We start from the raw sequence: 16416 nt of genomic DNA on the forward strand, positions 1-16416 counted from the left end.
GTATCGGGCTTGATGATTTCCATGGCTATATTCCTTATGCAAACCGGCCCAGAGTTTTAAACATCAAAAGGTCCAGAGGCATGTAGAAGAAATGCAAGAGCACCAGAAAGAGCACGATGAGCACGACTCCACTGACGATCAATCGCGTTCGCCACTGCTTACGGCGTGCCAGTTCCGCTCTGGTGTATATGTAGGGAATCGCAACCAAGATGCGTCTACCCAGCACACTGGCCAAGGCTTCAGCTCCGCGAACGCGCTGGTTCAGCATCTCAAGGACCATCACCAATGTGCCAGCGCCCACCGGAGCGAGAACAAAGCCCATGGCGACCACTTTTTTACGGTTCGGCCGTATCGGCTTTTCAGGCATCAATGGCGATTCCAGAAGAACAAAACGCTCGGCTTTGTTTTCCTGCTCCAGGCTTTCGGAAATTTTCGCACTCATTTCCTTGGTGCGTATTTCCTCGTATTTCTTTTTAGCGTTTTCATAGTCACGCATCAGTGTGACCAAGCCGCGCTCGACTTGCGGCGTCTCAAGAATTTGCGCCTCGTAGTCGGCTATTTTTTTGAGTATTTCCTGCTTTTGATCGGCCAGCGACTTGATACGTGTTTCTGCGGCAGCGATCCGGGCCTGAGCCTTGGCAAGGTCCAGATTGACTGAAGCCGCTGCACCACCAGCACCTTTGGTAGCCTCAAGTGCAGCAATTTTGCGTTTGACGGCACGCACATCGGGGTGGGCTTCGGTATACAGCGACAGTAACCGGGTGTACTCCGCCTTCAGGCTTCCCAGATCTTGCTGTTTATCAACCCCCGCGCCGGGCGATACATGCTTGGTCGCTGCTGCGGAAAGCTCCAACTCATTGAAGCGCAACTCCTCACGGGCAGTTTTGTAGTCACGGTCGACCTCTTTGAGCTCGATTTCGGCGCGTGACAACATATTCATGCGCAACTCCTGATGCTCGGGAAGCGCGTTGCTGTGCGCTTGCTTGAAGTCTGCCAAGCGGTTTTCCAGAGCTTCCAGTTCGACCCTGAGCTTGTCCGCCTCCTGCGTCAGAAACTCTGTTGTTTCACTGGCGCGCTCGGTGCGCTGCTTGATGTTTTCATCCAGAAACAGCGTCACCAGCTCGTTGGCCACTTTGTTGGCAATCTCTGGCTGCCGGTGCTCAAAGGAAAGACGGAAAGCAATCGTCACTTCTCCGCGCCCCTTAACGGTAGCGCTGACCAAGGAGACTGTAATCGCGTTGCGCATTTCATCGATTTTCTCGGAAACGCTCAACTGCCTGCTTTGCGAAGCAAAAAGATTGTACTTGTCGATGATCCCTTGCAGATGCTCACGGGTCATCACGCGCTGGCGAATGACTTCGATGCGCTCATCGGCAAAGGTATTGCTGTTCGCCGCCACCAGGTCTGGCGAGATCTGCTGAGACTCGACCAGAATAGTGCCAGATGACTCATAGATGGGCGGGATAGAGATCGCGACCACTACGCTCAGGCCGAGTATTACCGCGAAACTCAGGATCAACAGCAAGGCATGGTGCTTGATGACAGCAATGTAGTCGTTGACCGACATTTCGTATTCAGAGGTCATATTTATCACCCAGCTGAATTTCAGAAGTTGGGGTGACTATAGGTCAAGGTCAACCCGACGACGTTTGCGGTGGCATCCGGCAAGCCATTTTGCTGGCGTTCTTTGTACATGAAGGATAGGCGCGCCACCCAAAAAGGCGAGAGTTCCCGGCTAAACCAGACACCGACATTGCGCAGGGTATTAGGCGCTAGCCCTTTGGTTTTTTGCCATGAGGCATCAAAACCGGTACGGCTGGTGTCGTCGAGGGCATAACTCCATGTACCGTTCAGGTTATCAACCTCGACAAAACCGCCGTCGCCGCTGGCGACGGTACTACGACTGGCGTCGATACTTGTATCAACACGCTCACCGGTATAGTGCAACGAAAAACCGCCTTGGCCACGGGGGCGGCTGTTCGAGCCAGAGACTTGATTGACACCCGCGTAAACCGCCCCCTTGAGCCGCTCGGAGATCTCAAAGTTCAAGCCGGCAGTGGGGGTGTAACTGTTTGAGGAAGGCAACGCAGATCCCTGCTGCGGCTCATAACGCTTCACGCCAAAACGCGTGAATAGCTCTACACGCTCACTCCATGCGTAGTTAAAGCTCAGGCGGTTCGAAAGCTCGTCATAGTTGGTGAGTGTATTAATGTCGTAAGTGACATGTGTGTAGTCGGTTTCGTTAACCAAGGTAGTTCGCTCACTGAGAGCGGTACTCCAGTTGCCGCCGAACGAGGTTAGCTTTTGCGTACCATCGGTGGTGGCAATCACGCCGGTCGCTTGAACCGCAGTGGAGAGCGTCGAGCTCTCAATATACTTCGCCGTGAGTCCAAAACCACCCGTCTCGGTCTCGCGCTGCCACCCTAACTGCACGTTGGGGTCTTCGCGGTCCGAAACGATGGACGTATCAGACGAACGCACCAGATTCATGCCAAGACCGAACCGCCACTGATCCCGGTCTGAAGTACCGACAAGCGTGTAATCGGGAGCGATGATCGTACGAGTCACACCCTTCTTGTTTTCCGTAACAAGCACCGGGTTGCTGTCGTACTCGACAGTCGAAGGCACAACGATTGCTGAATGCCAAGTGGCAGCATAGGCCACACCGGAGCACGGCAAGATCAGGATGGCCGTCGCAACTCCAGCCGTTCGCAGCACGGGCAAGATAATCCTTAGTGCTTCGCGCAAGGCTAAGGCACGACCAGCGTATCGCCGGCCTGGAGTTGAATATTGGTGGACATGTCACGCCCGGACATCAAATCGCTGTAATGGACGGGCAGGATCTCTTGTTTAGCCCCATTGCGGCGCACGACCTTGATGTCCTCCTTGTCGGCGAATTTGTCGAGCCCGCCCGACATGCTCAATACTTGCAGCACTGCAGTTGGACCTGACATCTGTACGGTGCCGGGCTTCAGCACCTTACCCTGCACATAGACGAGATTGCCTGCGGTGCTCGTGACGACAACGCTCACGTTCGGATCGGGTATGAACTCCTTAAGCCTGGCAGCGATTTTCTTTGCGACTGCAGTGGCATCAAGCCCCGCAACATCGACTTGTCCTGCCAGCGGGAAGGTAATGCTGCCATCAGGAAGTACGTGCACCTCCTGTTTCAGCTTCTCTTCGCCCCACACGGAAACCGAAATGGCGTCACCCGGACTTAGCAGATAAGCCGCGGCTTTTTCGTCGGCACTGGTAATGCTGGGCCAGACCACCAGCGCGCAGAGCACAGGTAATAACAAACGCAACATAAGGATCCCTCCGACCAAGTAGCATGCACAGAGATTCACATAGAAACAGGGCGAAAACACACCCTCTCCTTTGACGCCAAAGCAACGATCAAACAGCAATCGCCTCGAGCTTCCTGGCTACCAATTTCCGCCGAAACCAAACATCAGACCGAAGAACACCCCGGCAATCATCCCGGCGTTGCCCGGTACTTGTTCTTGAGCGTAGACCACGATAGCCGAGAACGCCGACGCCAGGATGAAGCCGATCACCACGCTCGGCACACGGGTCCAGAACAGGTCCACATGAGGCAGCAACAGCGTGAACGGCGCCACGCCGAGGATCGAGAACCAGATCGACCTCACCGCGCAAGGGCCGCGTGGTCGTGCTGGAACTTGACGGGCGTTGCATCAGCTATCGTCTAGGCTTTCTGGAACAGGGTCGGCTCTAACGACTACAACCTGGCTCGTGCCGCAATATGCCGGTCTGGGCAGCGGCCGAGTGCTGCTTGATGAGTGGATTCGCTGGGGTCTGGACGAGGGCTGGCAGCACATCAAACCGAGGCTGCAACAGTGGCGAGCCAAACGTGCGGCAGCTGTCGCACGTTTGGCCCGCACTCCCGTCGTGACCGGCGTCGATAAAAAAATCGCGCCCACTGCCCCCCCCATGGAGGACGAACATGCCTCGCCAAGTCATAGTCAACGCTGACGATTTCGGGCTCAGCCTGAACGAAAACGCAGTCATCCTGCGGGCCTTCCAGGCCGGGGTGATCAGCTCCGCTACCGTCATGGCCAACATGCCGGCCTTCTCAGCAGCCTGTGAGCTGGCGCAACAGCCACTGCTCAAGGGCCGCGTGGGACTGCACTTCAACCTCACGTACGGCCGGCCCCTGAGCCGGGCGATTCTCGAGCTGCCAAACTTTTGCGACACGGCTGGCGAGTTCGACCTGAACCTGCCCCGCCACCGCCTGTGGCTCAGCCGCCAGCAACGCGATGCCGTGCTGAAGGAGCTCGAAGCGCAATGGCAGCACTGCCTGGACAATGGCCTGCAGCCCAGCCATCTCGATTCCCACCAGCATGTTCACACTATCTGGCCGATCGGTGAGATCGTCGCGCGGTTTGCTGCCCGTCAAGGAGTCCCCGTTCGCCTGGCGCGCAATCCGGGGCACAACCTCAGCCTGACCAAACGAGTATTCAATAGCTTGCTCAACCGACGTTTACACCGCCTCGCCGGTGCCACGGCGGACTACGTCTGTACCCCGGTGGACTTGCGCAACGCCAGGCCACCGGCAGACGGACTGCTGGAAATCGTCGCCCATCCGACGATGCTCGGCAGCGACTTTGGTGACGCCTATCTGTATCAGGGAGAGTCCTTGAGCAAATTGCTCGACAACCGTCTGCGGGGCATTCCACGGGTTTCCTATAACGTGCTGGCACGCACACGACCCGCAACGACGTCGACGGCACTGGAGTAACGCAAGGTCGACAGCACAATGCCCGGGACTGGCCACGGGCATTGTGCAAAAGGCAGATGGCTCAGGGTTTAAGCGGCCATTCCTCGTCGAGCTCCGAAAGGCTTTTTCCATCGTCCGGATGCTTCCACGTCGGATCGGGTGGATTCTCTTCCGGGGTCGCTTCTTCTGGCTTTTCCTCTTCAAAATCTTCGTACTGTTCACGTTTCTTTTCGGTTGCCATAAAGCCCTCCTCCTGAGGTTTGCGTTCAATTTCAGGATAGAACAAAGCCACTGCTTCGCTACCGACCGACCGTCTGTATTGCACTGGGTACAGCAACCTCGGCGATTTTCGCCTCTTCCAGCAGTCCCTGAATCACCTGTTCTTGTTCGGCGTAATCACCTTCCCCGAAATGGCTGTAGCGCACCCGCCCCTTTGCGTCCAGCACCAAAGCCAGCGGCCAAATCGGTGCTTTTTTTGCGTCCATGTGTATCCAGCCCGCGCCAGATACACTGCAATACAAAGGCCTTTGGGCAAGCTCATCCAGGCTCGATAGACTGCGCGAAAACCGCATACACACAGAGGTTGAGGCAATGGATCATGTCGATCACATTCTGATTGTCGATGACGATCGCGAGATCAGAGAGCTGGTAGGCAACTACCTGAAGAAGAATGGTTTGCGCACCACGGTGGTCGCCGATGGGCGCCAGATGCGTGCCTTCCTCGAGACCACACCGGTCGACCTGATTGTGCTCGACATCATGATGCCCGGCGACGACGGCCTGCTGCTGTGCCGCGAACTGCGTGCCGGCAAACACAAAGCCATACCGGTACTGATGCTCACCGCCCGCAACGACGAAACCGACCGCATCATCGGCCTTGAGATGGGCGCCGACGATTACCTGGTCAAACCGTTCGCCGCCCGCGAACTGCTGGCCCGCATCAATGCGGTACTGCGACGCACGCGGATGCTGCCGCCGAACCTGATGGTCACCGAAAGTGGTCGGCTACTGGGTTTCGGTCGTTGGCGCCTGGATACCTCGGCCCGCCACTTGCTCGATGAGGACGGCACCATGGTCGCCTTGAGTGGCGCCGAATACCGCCTGCTGAGGGTCTTCCTCGACCATCCGCAGCGCGTGCTCAACCGCGACCAGTTGCTCAACCTGACCCAGGGCCGCGATGCCGATCTGTTCGATCGCTCCATCGATTTGCTGGTGAGCCGCCTGCGCCAACGCCTGCTGGATGATGCCCGCGAACCGGCCTACATCAAGACGGTGCGCAGCGAAGGCTACGTGTTCTCCCTGCCGGTGGAAATCCTCGGTGCACCATCATGAATTTCTCGCTGCACTGGCCGCGCACGCTGGCGTCGCGTCTCTCATTGATCTTTCTGATCGGCTTGATTCTGGCTCAGGGTCTGTCCTTCGCCGCTCAGTATTACGAACGCTACCAGAGCGCGAAATCGACGATGCTTGGCAATCTGGTCAACGACGTGGCCACCTCGGTTGCAATCCTTGACCGCTTGCCAGCCGAGGAGCGCGCCAGTTGGTTGCAACGTCTGGAAAGGCGCAACTATGGTTACCTGCTGAGCGAGGGTGAGCCCGGTGTACCGATGCAACAGGACGACGTTCCGGTCTCCGTGCGCTCCATCGAAGATGCCGTCGGCCATGACTTTTCGCTGACATTCAGTGACATCCCAGGCCCGCAGAAACATTATCAGGCGCACCTGCGGCTGTCCGATGGCAACCCACTGACAATCGACGTCCGGCCCTCGATCATGCCGCTCTCGCCGTGGCTGCCGGTGGTCCTGCTCGGCCAGTTGCTGCTGTTGATCGGCTGCACCTGGCTGGCCGTGAGAATTGCCATCCGCCCTTTGACGCGTTTGTCCCGCGCAGTGGAAACCCTCGATCCCAACACCCACCAAATTCACCTGGATGAAACCGGCCCGACCGAAGTCGCCTACGCTGCCGCGGCCTTCAATGCCATGCAGGAGCGCATCGCGGCCTATCTCAAGGAACGAATGCAACTGCTCGCCGCCATTTCCCATGATCTGCAAACGCCCATCACCCGGATGAAACTTCGGGCGGAATTCATGGACGATTCAGCCGAAAAGGACAAACTCTGGCAGGACCTGGAAGAAATCGAGCACCTGGTGCGCGAAGGTGTGGCCTATGCCCGCAGCGTGCATGGCGCCACCGAAGCCAGTTGTCGCATTGACCTGGACTCCTTTCTCGTCAGCCTGGTCTTCGACTATCAGGACATGGGCAAGCCCGTGCAGTTGACTGACAGAAATGCCGCCGTGATCGATACCCGTCCCCATGCCCTGCGGCGGGTGCTGGTCAACCTGCTGGACAACGCCTTGAAGTTCGCCGGCGCAGCAGAGCTGGTGGTGCAATCGAGCGCTGGCAACCTGTCGATCAAGGTGCTGGATCGCGGACCGGGGATCGCCGAGGACGAGTTGGCCGAGGTCATGAAGCCGTTCTATCGGGTAGAAAGCTCGCGCAACCGCACCACCGGCGGCACCGGACTGGGGCTGGCCATCGCCCAGCAACTGGCGCTGGCTATCGGCGGTTCGCTGACCTTGAGCAACCGCGAAGGCGGTGGCCTCTGCGCGGAGCTCACGCTGGCACCGGGAGCACCACCTGGGCGGCGCCAATAACCCCTTCGGCCAGCCTATACCGCAGCAGTTCCAGGGTGCTGCACCTGTGAACAGCGATTCAGCCTGCCTCTGGCAGGCGTCAGCAAGCTCTGAATGTCTTCCTGCGAAGGCACCTGACTCAGCGCTTGTTAGCCTCCGGGCTGTTTGGTAGTCGTGAGATAGACTAAGCAGCGGGTATCGGAGGGCAGGAGTGACAGCTGTGGCGCGATTCTGATGGATTCGCTGATAACAGCCGCGGCGCGTGCGCTCGCGGCAGGTGATCCCCTCGGCGCACTGAACCGGGTGGCCTTGCGCGACGATGCGCCGGCACTCGCGTTACGCGGCATCGCCATGGCGCAGCTCGGCGAACTGGTTCGCGCGAAGGCTCTGTTGCGCAGTGCGGCACGTGCCTTCGGTCCGAAAGAGGCCTTGGCCCTAGCGCGGTGCGTGGTTGCCGAGGCCGAGATTGCGCTCGCTTCGCGCGACCTTGGCTGGCCTGCGAAGGCACTCGATGCAGCACGGGCGACACTCGAAGAACACGGTGACCGGGTTAACGCCGCGCATGCCCGGTACCTCGAGATCCGGCGCTTGCTGCTGATCGGTCATCTCGACGAAGCCGAGCACCGGCTTGCCGAACTCGACCCCACGCCTTTACCGCCTGCATCGAGGGCTGTTCACGAGTTGGTCGTGGCGGGGATCGCGATGCGCCGCCTCCAGGCGAAGACGGCACGGGTGGCACTCACTCGGGCCGAGCATGCCGCACGCCACGCCGCAATCCCTGCGCTGACAGCCGAGGTCGACAGCGCATGCCTCCTCCTCGACACGCCTGCGGCGCGCCTGATTACCGGTGGCGAGGAGCGGCTCCTGCTGCTTGAGGACGTTGAAGCGCTACTGGCGTCAAAGGCGCTCGTCGTGGACGCCTGCCGTCATCTCGTGCGTGACGCACGCGCGCAAGTCTCGCTCGCAAGGCGCCCGGTGCTGTTCGCGCTCGCCCGGGCGTTGGGCGAAGCGTGGCCCGCCGACGTATCGAGGGAAACGCTTATCGCCCGAGCCTTCCGATTGAAGCTTGACGATGAGTCGCATCGCGCGCGATTGCGCGTCGAGGTCGGGCGACTTCGCGCGGCGCTGCGGACCGTGGCTGGCGTGACTGCTACAAAGCGCGGTTTTGCGCTGGTGCCGCGCAGCGCACTGGAAGTCGTCGTGCTGGCACGGCCCGTCGAAGAGAAGCAGGCGGCGGTGCTCGCCCTCCTCGCCGACGGTGAGTCGTGGTCGAGCTCAGCCCTGGCGCTGGCGCTTGGCGCCAGCCAGCGCACCGTGCAGCGGGCACTCGACTCGCTGGCGGCGGCCGGCAAGGTCCAGTGGTTTGGTCGCGGGCGAGCGCGTCGCTGGATAACGCCTTCGGTGCCGGGTTTCGCGACGTCATTGTTACTCCCTGCTCCACTTCCAAGTGACTAGGATCACTCCACGACCAAACCACCAGGGTGGAAGACATGAAACACTCAGCAGCCGAAATTATCCGCGAATATGGACCCTTTCCGGGAGTCGACCATGTGCATGGGGTCACCTATGACGGCCAACAGGTCTGGTTCGCTTCCGGAGACAAACTGAACGCCCTCGATCCCGCGAGCGGGAATACCCTGCGCTCAATCGATGTCGCCGCGCATGCTGGCACAGCCTTTGACGGTCAGCACCTGTTTCAGATCGCCGAGGATCGCATCCAGAAGATCGACCCGAAAACCGGTCGCGTGCTCGCCACGATCCCTGTGCCCGGCGGCAGCAACTCAGGGCTCACATGGGCCGAAGGGACGCTTTGGGTGGGCGAGTATCGGGACCGGAAAATTCATCAGATCGATCCCCAAACCGGGGCGATTCTGCGCACCATCGAATCCAACCGCTTCGTCACTGGCGTCACCTGGGTCGACGGAGAACTCTGGCACGGCACCTGGGAGGGTGAAGAAAGCGAATTGAGGCACGTCGATCCTCAAACGGGTGAGATTCTGGAGAGCCTCAAAATGCCTGCTGGTGTCGGCGTATCGGGACTCGAGTCGGATGGTGCCGACCAGTTCTTCTGTGGAGGAGGAAACAGCGGCAAGGTCAGAGTGGTTCGCCGACCTGAATGAGACGCCGCGATCGACAGCAGACGACGCCACTGCCAATCAGTAACTATGCTTGGTTGTGTTGTCGGGCCCTGATAATACATCGTGGAAGGAGGCGTTTGAGATGCAACTCATCACGTTGAAAATCGATAAGCCGGAAGCGACGAACTTCATTTTTGGGCAGACGCACTTCATCAAGTCTGTCGAGGACATTCATGAAGCATTAGTCAGTTGCGTGCCGGGCATCACGTTTGGCCTGGCCTTTTGTGAAGCCTCCGGCAAATGCCTGGTGCGCTGGTCCGGCACCGACAGCGCCATGATCGAACTGGCGCAAAAAAACGCAAAAGCCATCGCCGCAGGCCATAGCTTCATCATTTTCCTCGGCGACGGTTTCTATCCGCTCAACGTGTTGAACATCCTCAAAATGGTGCCTGAGGTGTGCCATATCTTTTGTGCGACAGCCAACCCAACGGAAGTCATTCTCGCTGAAACGGAACAAGGCCGAGCGATCCTCGGTGTCGTGGATGGTTTTTGCGCCAAGGACATTGAAGGAGACGAAGATATCCTGTGGCGCAAAAACCTGTTGCGACAGATCGGTTACAAGCTCTGAGCCGAAGCGCCGACAAGGAGCGGCGCCGTGACCGCGCCGCAGGCGAAACACTTCCATGCAGGGTGCAGACACGGGCTCTCAGCGCCTCAACGAATCAGCATCGCTGCGGCAGCCGCCACCATGATCGCTGCCGCGCCGCGAAACAGCCGCTGTTGTGCTCGCAGGCTCGACAGCAGGTGCCGGATGCGCACCGCGCCAACAATGAACAGCGCGCCAACACCCAGCAGAACCAGAATGGTCAGTGGCACCAGCATCAGCCCCCAGGTCTGCAACGAGACCGTCTCAAGGTTGATCACCAGCGGCAACAACGCCAGGTAGAAGGCAATGGTTTTCGGGTTTCCCAGGGTAATGGTCAGGCCGGATATTGCCGCCGACAACAGCTCCTTCTTCTTCACCGGCTTGCCGACTTCAATCTCCTGATGGTTGGCGAACCAGAACTGCCAGGCCAGATAGCACAGGTACAGTGCCGCCGCCCAGCGTACCAGCTGGAACAATGTATTGAAGTGCTCGGCGATCATCGCCAGGCCAAAGACGGCAAATGACAGGTAAGTCAGATCGCCGAGGATCAGCCCAAACAGCAGACAAAACCCCGATAACGCGCCACCGCTGACGCTCCGCGCCACCAGCGCCGCCATGCCGGGGCCGGGAATGGCGGCAGCGATACCCAGCGCTGCCGAATAGGTAAGTACTTGTGTCATATCGAGCATGTCGCGTTCCTCAGGTCATTTATTATTGTTTTGCTCAACGGTTCCGCTTCCGGCAAGCAAGGTTATCAACGGTTTCAACGGGACCCGGCAACCCACTGCCTGACGACTTCCCGGGAAAAGACCAGATCCTGCACGGCCAATCCGACCGACTTGAAAATCGTTACACCCGCCTTATGAGCCAACACGCGATCGGCGCCGACAGTGCCGATCTCTGTTCCCACCTCCTGGTCCGGCAACAGGCCTTTGATCACAGCCTTCGTCACGCACTCGGACGCGGCAAAAACCGATCGGTTGCAGTCCGTGAACAACGCGGCGCCCTGATACACGTCTTCATGCAACTCCTGGAAACCCGGAGCCGAGGAGCCAATTGCGTTGATATGGCAGCGTTCGGGCAGATCGGCACGGGCCAGAATGGGCGCACGTGCTGCCGTGGTGGTGCAGATGATGTCGCTGTCGCGCACCGCCTCGGCAACCGTGGCGCAAATCGAGACCGGCAAATCGCAGGAGTGCTCGCTCCAGGACGCAAACTCACGACACGCCGCCTCGCTACGCCCCCATACAGAAACATGCCTGACCGGCCTGACGGCCCGCATTGCCAGCAGGTGAGCACGGGCTTGCAAGCCAGTGCCCAGAATAGCCACACGGCTGGCGTCAGGCGCCGCAAGAATGCGGGTCGCGTGTGCCGAAGCCGCAGCCGTGCGGATTTCAGTGATCGCCCCGGCATCGACCGCGACGACCGGGGAGACGCCGGCTTCGTCATAGATCAACACGCTCCCCCTATGCGAAGGGCCGCGAACTTCAGCACCCAACCGGACCACCACCGACTTCAAGCCGAACCCCTGATAGGGCCCGGACTTGATGTAAGCCGGCATGACCCCCATCAACTCGTTCTCGCCGCCCTTGACGATCGTACGCAACGGCTGCTCCACCTGGCCTGAAGAGTGCAATCTGAAGGCTTCCTCGCTGAGCCGCAGGCACAACTCGAAACTCAACAGTCCTTTGATCGAATCGCTGTCCAGATGAAGCATCGTTCACGCCTCGGCCGTTTGCTTGAACCCTTGAAAGGCATCCCATTTGAAGCGCTCGTCGATTTCGGTGCCGGCAATAGCGTTCAAGATTGTCGACATGTTTTTCTGTGAAACACCGAGAACCACATCCAGCATGTTTTGCTTGCTGAAGCCCGCCTGCAAGACAGCATCAATGGCCTGTCTGCTCAGGCAACCGCGGCAATGAATCACTTCCAGGGTAAAACTGCGCAACGCCATCAGTCGCGCATTGAGGCGCGTTGGCTCATGGGCGATGGCGTCGACCACGTGCTCATCCACGCCCTTGGAAAGGGCAATGAAGGCGTGGGCCTGGACCGTGTAGTCACAACGGTTTTCCACACCGGTGGTGATCCACACCACGGCTTTTTCTTCTTCGTTCAACGAACTGTCGATAAACAGATCATGCGCACGCTGATAGGCAGCCAGTAACGAAGGTGACTCCGACATGTAGGCACTCTGATTGGGGATCCAGCCAAAATTGTCGATGGAACTCTGAAGCAGTGCTTTGCTTTTTTCCGGGGTCGAATCAATTGTGTGAAGCTTCAAGACAGTCATCATGACCTCAACGTGTATTCGAAATAGTCCAAGGGTCACCCTGCCTTCGAACGGGGTCAGGCAGGGTGTTACGATCAGCTGCCGTACAAATTGGCTTCCGTCGGCAGTGCGCTCCAGCGGGTCAGCGCGAAGACAGACCAGAGCATCCGGATCGGACGGGTGCTCGAGATAAATTTCAACCCGTGGATGTTGGCCGCCACTTCCGTGGTCAGTGCTACGTCGACCTCGCCCCTGGCTGCCGCTGCCGCGGCAGCGCTGGTGGAAAGTGCAAGGATCACGGAGTCGACCTCCAGGTCCTGAGGCAAGAGTTCCTTGATCAGGAGAAGCGGCGCGGGATGAGTGGCGACCGTCAGTTTTGCGGTGGTTAGCGGTCCCTTGCTCGCCAATCCGTACAGCGGCGTATCGAACACGAAGGTCGCCACCAGGCTTAACCGCGGGTCCATGTAGAAGTTATGAATCTGCGGGTAGGCATTGGCTACGATCATTACCCTTGGAACGTTCTCGTCCATGCTGGAGCGGGCATGCTCGTAAGAGTCGCTGAGATTGACCTGTACGCGTGAGCCTGGATATCGACGCCCAAACCAATCACTGAAAAAGCCGGCGGCTGCTTCACTGCTGGTCCCGCTGGGCCCCAGGGTATGAATCATCACATCGCGCCAATCGCCAACACCCAAATTCAAGAATTTACTGTCCATAGTCATGACTCTCCAGAGCGATCAATTGGATACCGGGCTCAACCAATGGGCGTATTTGCTATTCCGACCTCTTACCGTTTCCTGGTAGAGGCTCCTGATCGCAGCACTTGTTTCGCCTACCCCGCTCTCTTGCAGCACGTAGTGATCAATTTGCGTCACAGGTACGATCTCGACGCCGGTACCGGCCAGGAAGCACTCGTCGACTGAAAACAGTTCGGAAAACGAAATATCTCGCTCGACGACTTTCAATCCCAATTCTTCCCTGGCCAGGGTAATCACCGAATCGCGGGTAATGCCTTCAAGAATATGAGCGCTCAATGGCGGCGTGATAAGACAACCGTCTTTCACGATGAAGACATTGGAGGTCGTCGACTCGGCCAGATTGCCGTGCACGTTCAACATCAACGCATCGTCAAACCCATTGCGTTGCGCCGACTCCATGGCCAACGCCGAATTGGCATAACTGCCGGTGATTTTGGCCCGCGCGGGAAGCGAAACATCGGGAATACGCCGCCAACTCGAGATGGCGCAGCGAATACCGCCGGCAGGCATGTAGGCGCCCATGCCCAGGGTATTGATCACCAGGCCAGTGCTGACCCCCGAGAGCTTCACGCCAAAACCAACCCCAGGCAGCAGCGCTTTCTTGTAGGCCAGAGGCCGGATATAGCTCTCGGTCGAAGCCTCGTTACGTCGCAGTAAGTCGAGGATGATTGCCTTCATCTCGGCGCGACACGGCAGGCTTTCCAACTGCAGCAGCCTGGCAGAATTCTCCAGTCGCTTCAGGTGATCATCCAGCCTGAAGACATTCAATTCACCGTTACTGGCGACATAGGCACGAATGCCCTCGAAGACAGCGGTGCCGTAATTGAATGCCTGGGTCGTTACCGGTATCAGCGCTTCTGCAGCGGCGACAACCTGACCATCAAAGTACACCCATGGATGGGGCTTGCGCTGGGTAGCCGGGGTATTGCCGGGTACGTCAGTCATGATCAGGCCCTCCGCGCGGCAATGTTCAATGCCGTTTCACGCTCGTTATTGTCGCTACCGCTGCGCTTGTCGTGGAGCCTGGCGGCCTTCCAACTGACCATCGCCGCAGTGCCGGTAACCGCATCGGTGGGGCCAACGGTGAGGTGGACGCGAGCGCCGAGCCTGTCCGCCATGGAACTGGCAACAGCCTCCAGGTCGTTGTCGAACGCGGTGTTCTGCTGCAACTCCAACGTGACGCTCAGCTGATCTTCACCGCCCACGGTTTCCACCTGGATGTGGTAATCCAGACAACCTTTGAGGTGCTCGAATAGTGCAGCCTCAACGTCGTAGGCGCAGAGATTGTGGCCGTTGATGACCAGCGTATCCCTGACCCGACCGATAGGAATGATCTGCCAATGCCCCTTGCCCATCACCTGAGCCCTGACCATATCTCCGGTGCGATAACGAATCAGTGGTTTTTGCCCTTGGTAAAGATGGGTAATGACCAATTCACCGGTCATTTTGGCATTCACAGGATCCAGCACTTTCCCCGTCAGCGGGTTGACCACCTCATAGACCACGTTCAAGGGAACCGTGCAGAGATTGCCATCCTTGTCGCAGGCGGCCAGGATCGACGACTCTTGCGAGGCATACATGCAGTTGTACACCGCACTGCCCCACACATCGCCGATATTGCGCAGCAATGCAGGAGTGGTCAGTTCACCCAGGGTGAAAATCAGCTTTACGCCCAGATCCGAGGGGCTCTGGCCCTTTTTGATCAAATGCCTGGCCAGACTGATGGCGACTGCCGGTGTGCAGACCAGGGCCGTGATCTTCAGCTCCCTGATCAGCGTGACGGCACGATCCAACCCGACAACGGGCGATCGCGGCCACATTTTCACGACGGTGTGGCCAAGGCTGCGACAGACGTCTTCAAACGTATCGCCGGTCGAGTGCAACTCCGTAGGCCCCATCACGCCGACAATATGTTGCTGACCGTGGGCACGAAACAGCTCGCTGTAACGAAGGATCAGCGGCGTGTTATTGAATATCGAATCATGCTCGTTGCGCGGACAAGGTGTCGCCGCTCCGGTAGTACCTGTGGTTTCGTAGTAGATCCAGGCGTTCGTCAATGGCGCGGCCGCCATGCCATGACCTGCCTCGCGCAAATCGTTCTTGGTGGTGAACGGCAGTTTCCGGAACGCATTCCAGTCGAGTTCATCTATGGCACTACTGGATAAACCAGACAATCTATCCTGATAAAAAGGCGAATACGCCTTGACATAGCGGAGTATGTTTTTAATACGCCCAAGCTGAATATCATTCAACTCCCCGATGGAGATACCATCCTTCTCAAACACTGCATGTTGCTGATGAACTGTACGTGCCAACTCCAGAAGCTCAGGCTTGAATAAAGCGTACACTACAACCTCCTTGTCATTTGAACAGCGAAAGATTACCGGTCAACTTACTGATTGTTTTCTTCGGTCCGATCAAGCCGATGGCAACCAACTCTATGGCTGAACTGTCGGCCTCGGAGATACGCGCCTCATACTCCTGATACGTCTTGCAGGATTGCGCCAGGGCGCTGAATGGCATGATGTGGATTTCATCATCCGCCAGCGCTTTCTCTTGAAGTGCGTGCAAATTCTCGTTGGTGGATAGCAGAATCGGCAACGGTGCGTAGATGACGCCGGGGTAATTAACATTGTCACGACTTTGCATGTCAGGTCCGACCAGGCCTTCTACCGAACGCCCCAGGCTAACGCCGATAACGCTGACGGCATTGGCCGCATGCCCCAGCCCCAGTGCTTTGTCGACGACAATCACGCATTTGTGAACGGCTGCATCGAAATTCATTGAATCCTCCACGACTGTCAATAAACCTTCAGTTCTTCGAGTTTTGTCACACCGAAGTCAGCCCAACCATCGAGCAACCCGACAAACTTCGTAGTGTCACTACCAACATCAACATCAACCACCTGCCAACTGGCAATTTTTTGCCACTTCATTACACCCTGCAGATGATTGGGATGCGTCAAAAACGCGGAGAGCGTCTCTTGAGTTTCAAACAACCCCATCACCATAAAGTCCATGGCCTGTTTGCGCGGGCTTATATTCCTGCCACACGCCCAGCCCATGATTTCGTTAATATGAAGTGGGTGCTGGCGTGTCGATGCTTCTGCATCGATGACTTCGTCGTCGCACCATTGAAAGGGTTCATCAAACTTGAAAAAAACCAGATGAAGAATCATTTATCACCCTGGGATCGCGCCCTCCGGAAAAGGAAGCGATCAACTGTGGTTTATTTATTCAACGACGCGTCCGGCATCGGTTTGTACGTAGAGGCTAAAGCGTGGCAACTCCAAC

At 57.9% G+C, this 16416-nt stretch carries 19 protein-coding genes and 2 pseudogenes; 7 read left to right on the plus strand and 14 right to left on the minus strand.

What is annotated here, in order from left to right; all coding sequences use genetic code 11:
* Positions 1–34: 34 nt before the first annotated feature.
* The 4 genes and pseudogenes from AC1DHT_RS12860 to AC1DHT_RS12875 all read right to left on the minus strand — a co-directional run.
* Positions 35–1585: a GumC family protein gene (locus AC1DHT_RS12860; protein ID WP_427536439.1), complete on the minus strand. Its 1551-nt coding sequence runs from the start codon at positions 1583–1585 to the stop codon at positions 35–37.
* A gap of 20 nt (positions 1586–1605) precedes the next feature.
* Complete coding sequence (locus AC1DHT_RS12865) at positions 1606–2724, minus strand: hypothetical protein (protein WP_427536637.1); 1119 nt, start codon at positions 2722–2724, stop codon at positions 1606–1608.
* Positions 2725–2750: 26 nt separating this feature from the next.
* The gene (locus tag AC1DHT_RS12870; RefSeq protein WP_427530899.1) at positions 2751–3308 is read right to left on the minus strand and encodes a polysaccharide biosynthesis/export family protein; all 558 of its coding nucleotides are present in this window, start codon (positions 3306–3308) and stop codon (positions 2751–2753) included.
* Between the two features lie 126 nt (positions 3309–3434).
* Positions 3435–3641, minus strand: a pseudogene (locus AC1DHT_RS12875) (MFS transporter); the annotation flags it as partial.
* A gap of 20 nt (positions 3642–3661) precedes the next feature.
* Here AC1DHT_RS12875 and AC1DHT_RS12880 point away from each other — a divergent pair.
* Together AC1DHT_RS12880 and AC1DHT_RS12885 are read left to right on the plus strand one after the other, a co-directional pair.
* A pseudogene (locus tag AC1DHT_RS12880) lies at positions 3662–3993 on the plus strand (GNAT family N-acetyltransferase); the annotation flags it as partial.
* Positions 3965–4759, plus strand: a complete 795-nt coding sequence (locus AC1DHT_RS12885; protein WP_427536437.1) for a carbohydrate deacetylase — start codon at positions 3965–3967, stop codon at positions 4757–4759. The pseudogene AC1DHT_RS12880 and the gene AC1DHT_RS12885, both read left to right, overlap by 29 nt.
* A 61-nt stretch (positions 4760–4820) precedes the next feature.
* Here AC1DHT_RS12885 and AC1DHT_RS12890 read toward each other — a convergent pair whose 3' ends face one another.
* Positions 4821–4979 (minus strand): hypothetical protein, encoded by a 159-nt coding sequence (locus AC1DHT_RS12890; RefSeq protein ID WP_427536435.1) that lies wholly within the window; start codon positions 4977–4979, stop codon positions 4821–4823.
* Positions 4980–5037: 58 nt separating this feature from the next.
* A complete protein-coding gene (locus AC1DHT_RS12895; protein WP_427536649.1) occupies positions 5038–5223 on the minus strand; it encodes a hypothetical protein in 186 nt (61 codons plus the stop codon).
* 106 nt (positions 5224–5329) lie between these two features.
* Here AC1DHT_RS12895 and AC1DHT_RS12900 point away from each other — a divergent pair, with 106 nt between their 5' ends.
* The 5 genes from AC1DHT_RS12900 (at position 5330) to AC1DHT_RS12920 (ending at position 10077) form a co-directional block, all read left to right on the plus strand.
* Complete coding sequence (locus AC1DHT_RS12900; protein WP_427536433.1) at positions 5330–6070, plus strand: response regulator; 741 nt, start codon at positions 5330–5332, stop codon at positions 6068–6070.
* Positions 6067–7392, plus strand: coding sequence for a sensor histidine kinase (locus AC1DHT_RS12905; protein ID WP_427536431.1), 1326 nt, complete (start codon positions 6067–6069; stop codon positions 7390–7392). Before AC1DHT_RS12900 ends, AC1DHT_RS12905 begins: the two co-directional genes overlap by 4 nt.
* Before the next feature lie 213 nt (positions 7393–7605).
* Positions 7606–8826: a helix-turn-helix domain-containing protein gene (locus AC1DHT_RS12910; protein ID WP_427536429.1), complete on the plus strand. Its 1221-nt coding sequence runs from the start codon at positions 7606–7608 to the stop codon at positions 8824–8826.
* 35 nt (positions 8827–8861) lie between these two features.
* Positions 8862–9491 (plus strand): Vgb family protein, encoded by a 630-nt coding sequence (locus AC1DHT_RS12915; RefSeq protein WP_427536427.1) that lies wholly within the window; start codon positions 8862–8864, stop codon positions 9489–9491.
* A 100-nt stretch (positions 9492–9591) separates the two neighbouring features.
* Positions 9592–10077 (plus strand): adenosine-specific kinase, encoded by a 486-nt coding sequence (locus tag AC1DHT_RS12920; RefSeq protein WP_427534502.1) that lies wholly within the window; start codon positions 9592–9594, stop codon positions 10075–10077.
* Between the two features lie 86 nt (positions 10078–10163).
* Here the strand turns inward: AC1DHT_RS12920 and AC1DHT_RS12925 are convergent, their stop codons facing one another.
* The 8 genes from AC1DHT_RS12925 to AC1DHT_RS12960 form a co-directional block, all read right to left on the minus strand.
* A complete protein-coding gene (locus AC1DHT_RS12925; RefSeq protein ID WP_427536425.1) occupies positions 10164–10784 on the minus strand; it encodes a LysE family translocator in 621 nt (206 codons plus the stop codon).
* 74 nt (positions 10785–10858) lie between these two features.
* The gene (locus AC1DHT_RS12930) at positions 10859–11812 is read right to left on the minus strand and encodes an ornithine cyclodeaminase family protein (protein ID WP_427536423.1); all 954 of its coding nucleotides are present in this window, start codon (positions 11810–11812) and stop codon (positions 10859–10861) included.
* A gap of 3 nt (positions 11813–11815) precedes the next feature.
* Positions 11816–12385 carry a carboxymuconolactone decarboxylase family protein gene (locus tag AC1DHT_RS12935; protein WP_427536421.1) on the minus strand — a complete coding sequence of 190 codons (570 nt, stop codon included), beginning with the start codon at positions 12383–12385 and terminating at the stop codon, positions 11816–11818.
* 74 nt (positions 12386–12459) lie between these two features.
* Positions 12460–13080: a bacilysin biosynthesis protein BacA gene (locus AC1DHT_RS12940; RefSeq protein WP_427536419.1), complete on the minus strand. Its 621-nt coding sequence runs from the start codon at positions 13078–13080 to the stop codon at positions 12460–12462.
* Positions 13081–13101: 21 nt separating this feature from the next.
* Positions 13102–14067: a branched-chain amino acid transaminase gene (locus tag AC1DHT_RS12945; protein ID WP_427536417.1), complete on the minus strand. Its 966-nt coding sequence runs from the start codon at positions 14065–14067 to the stop codon at positions 13102–13104.
* A 2-nt stretch (positions 14068–14069) separates the two neighbouring features.
* A complete protein-coding gene (locus AC1DHT_RS12950; protein ID WP_427536415.1) occupies positions 14070–15470 on the minus strand; it encodes a phenylacetate--CoA ligase family protein in 1401 nt (466 codons plus the stop codon).
* A gap of 13 nt (positions 15471–15483) precedes the next feature.
* Positions 15484–15906, minus strand: coding sequence for a DUF2000 domain-containing protein (locus AC1DHT_RS12955; protein WP_427536413.1), 423 nt, complete (start codon positions 15904–15906; stop codon positions 15484–15486).
* Positions 15907–15923: 17 nt separating this feature from the next.
* Positions 15924–16301: a Dabb family protein gene (locus AC1DHT_RS12960; RefSeq protein WP_427536411.1), complete on the minus strand. Its 378-nt coding sequence runs from the start codon at positions 16299–16301 to the stop codon at positions 15924–15926.
* Positions 16302–16416: the final 115 nt, after the last annotated feature.

This window comes from Pseudomonas sp. 05N432 (genome assembly GCF_056396945.1).

What these genes read in the sequence shown, in the direction of transcription:
- AC1DHT_RS12860 (WP_427536439.1), bottom strand. Translation starts at nt 1,585, where the DNA reads ATGACCTCTGAATACGAAATGTCGGTCAACGACTACATTGCTGTCATC.
- AC1DHT_RS12870 (WP_427530899.1), bottom strand. Translation starts at nt 3,308, where the DNA reads ATGTTGCGTTTGTTATTACCTGTGCTCTGCGCGCTGGTGGTCTGGCCC.
- AC1DHT_RS12885 (WP_427536437.1), top strand. Translation starts at nt 3,965, where the DNA reads ATGCCTCGCCAAGTCATAGTCAACGCTGACGATTTCGGGCTCAGCCTG.
- AC1DHT_RS12890 (WP_427536435.1), bottom strand. Translation starts at nt 4,979, where the DNA reads ATGGCAACCGAAAAGAAACGTGAACAGTACGAAGATTTTGAAGAGGAA.
- AC1DHT_RS12895 (WP_427536649.1), bottom strand. Translation starts at nt 5,223, where the DNA reads ATGGACGCAAAAAAAGCACCGATTTGGCCGCTGGCTTTGGTGCTGGAC.
- AC1DHT_RS12900 (WP_427536433.1), top strand. Translation starts at nt 5,330, where the DNA reads ATGGATCATGTCGATCACATTCTGATTGTCGATGACGATCGCGAGATC.
- AC1DHT_RS12905 (WP_427536431.1), top strand. Translation starts at nt 6,067, where the DNA reads ATGAATTTCTCGCTGCACTGGCCGCGCACGCTGGCGTCGCGTCTCTCA.
- AC1DHT_RS12910 (WP_427536429.1), top strand. Translation starts at nt 7,606, where the DNA reads ATGGATTCGCTGATAACAGCCGCGGCGCGTGCGCTCGCGGCAGGTGAT.
- AC1DHT_RS12915 (WP_427536427.1), top strand. Translation starts at nt 8,862, where the DNA reads ATGAAACACTCAGCAGCCGAAATTATCCGCGAATATGGACCCTTTCCG.
- AC1DHT_RS12920 (WP_427534502.1), top strand. Translation starts at nt 9,592, where the DNA reads ATGCAACTCATCACGTTGAAAATCGATAAGCCGGAAGCGACGAACTTC.
- AC1DHT_RS12925 (WP_427536425.1), bottom strand. Translation starts at nt 10,784, where the DNA reads ATGCTCGATATGACACAAGTACTTACCTATTCGGCAGCGCTGGGTATC.
- AC1DHT_RS12930 (WP_427536423.1), bottom strand. Translation starts at nt 11,812, where the DNA reads ATGCTTCATCTGGACAGCGATTCGATCAAAGGACTGTTGAGTTTCGAG.
- AC1DHT_RS12935 (WP_427536421.1), bottom strand. Translation starts at nt 12,385, where the DNA reads ATGACTGTCTTGAAGCTTCACACAATTGATTCGACCCCGGAAAAAAGC.
- AC1DHT_RS12940 (WP_427536419.1), bottom strand. Translation starts at nt 13,080, where the DNA reads ATGGACAGTAAATTCTTGAATTTGGGTGTTGGCGATTGGCGCGATGTG.
- AC1DHT_RS12945 (WP_427536417.1), bottom strand. Translation starts at nt 14,067, where the DNA reads ATGACTGACGTACCCGGCAATACCCCGGCTACCCAGCGCAAGCCCCAT.
- AC1DHT_RS12955 (WP_427536413.1), bottom strand. Translation starts at nt 15,906, where the DNA reads ATGAATTTCGATGCAGCCGTTCACAAATGCGTGATTGTCGTCGACAAA.
- AC1DHT_RS12960 (WP_427536411.1), bottom strand. Translation starts at nt 16,301, where the DNA reads ATGATTCTTCATCTGGTTTTTTTCAAGTTTGATGAACCCTTTCAATGG.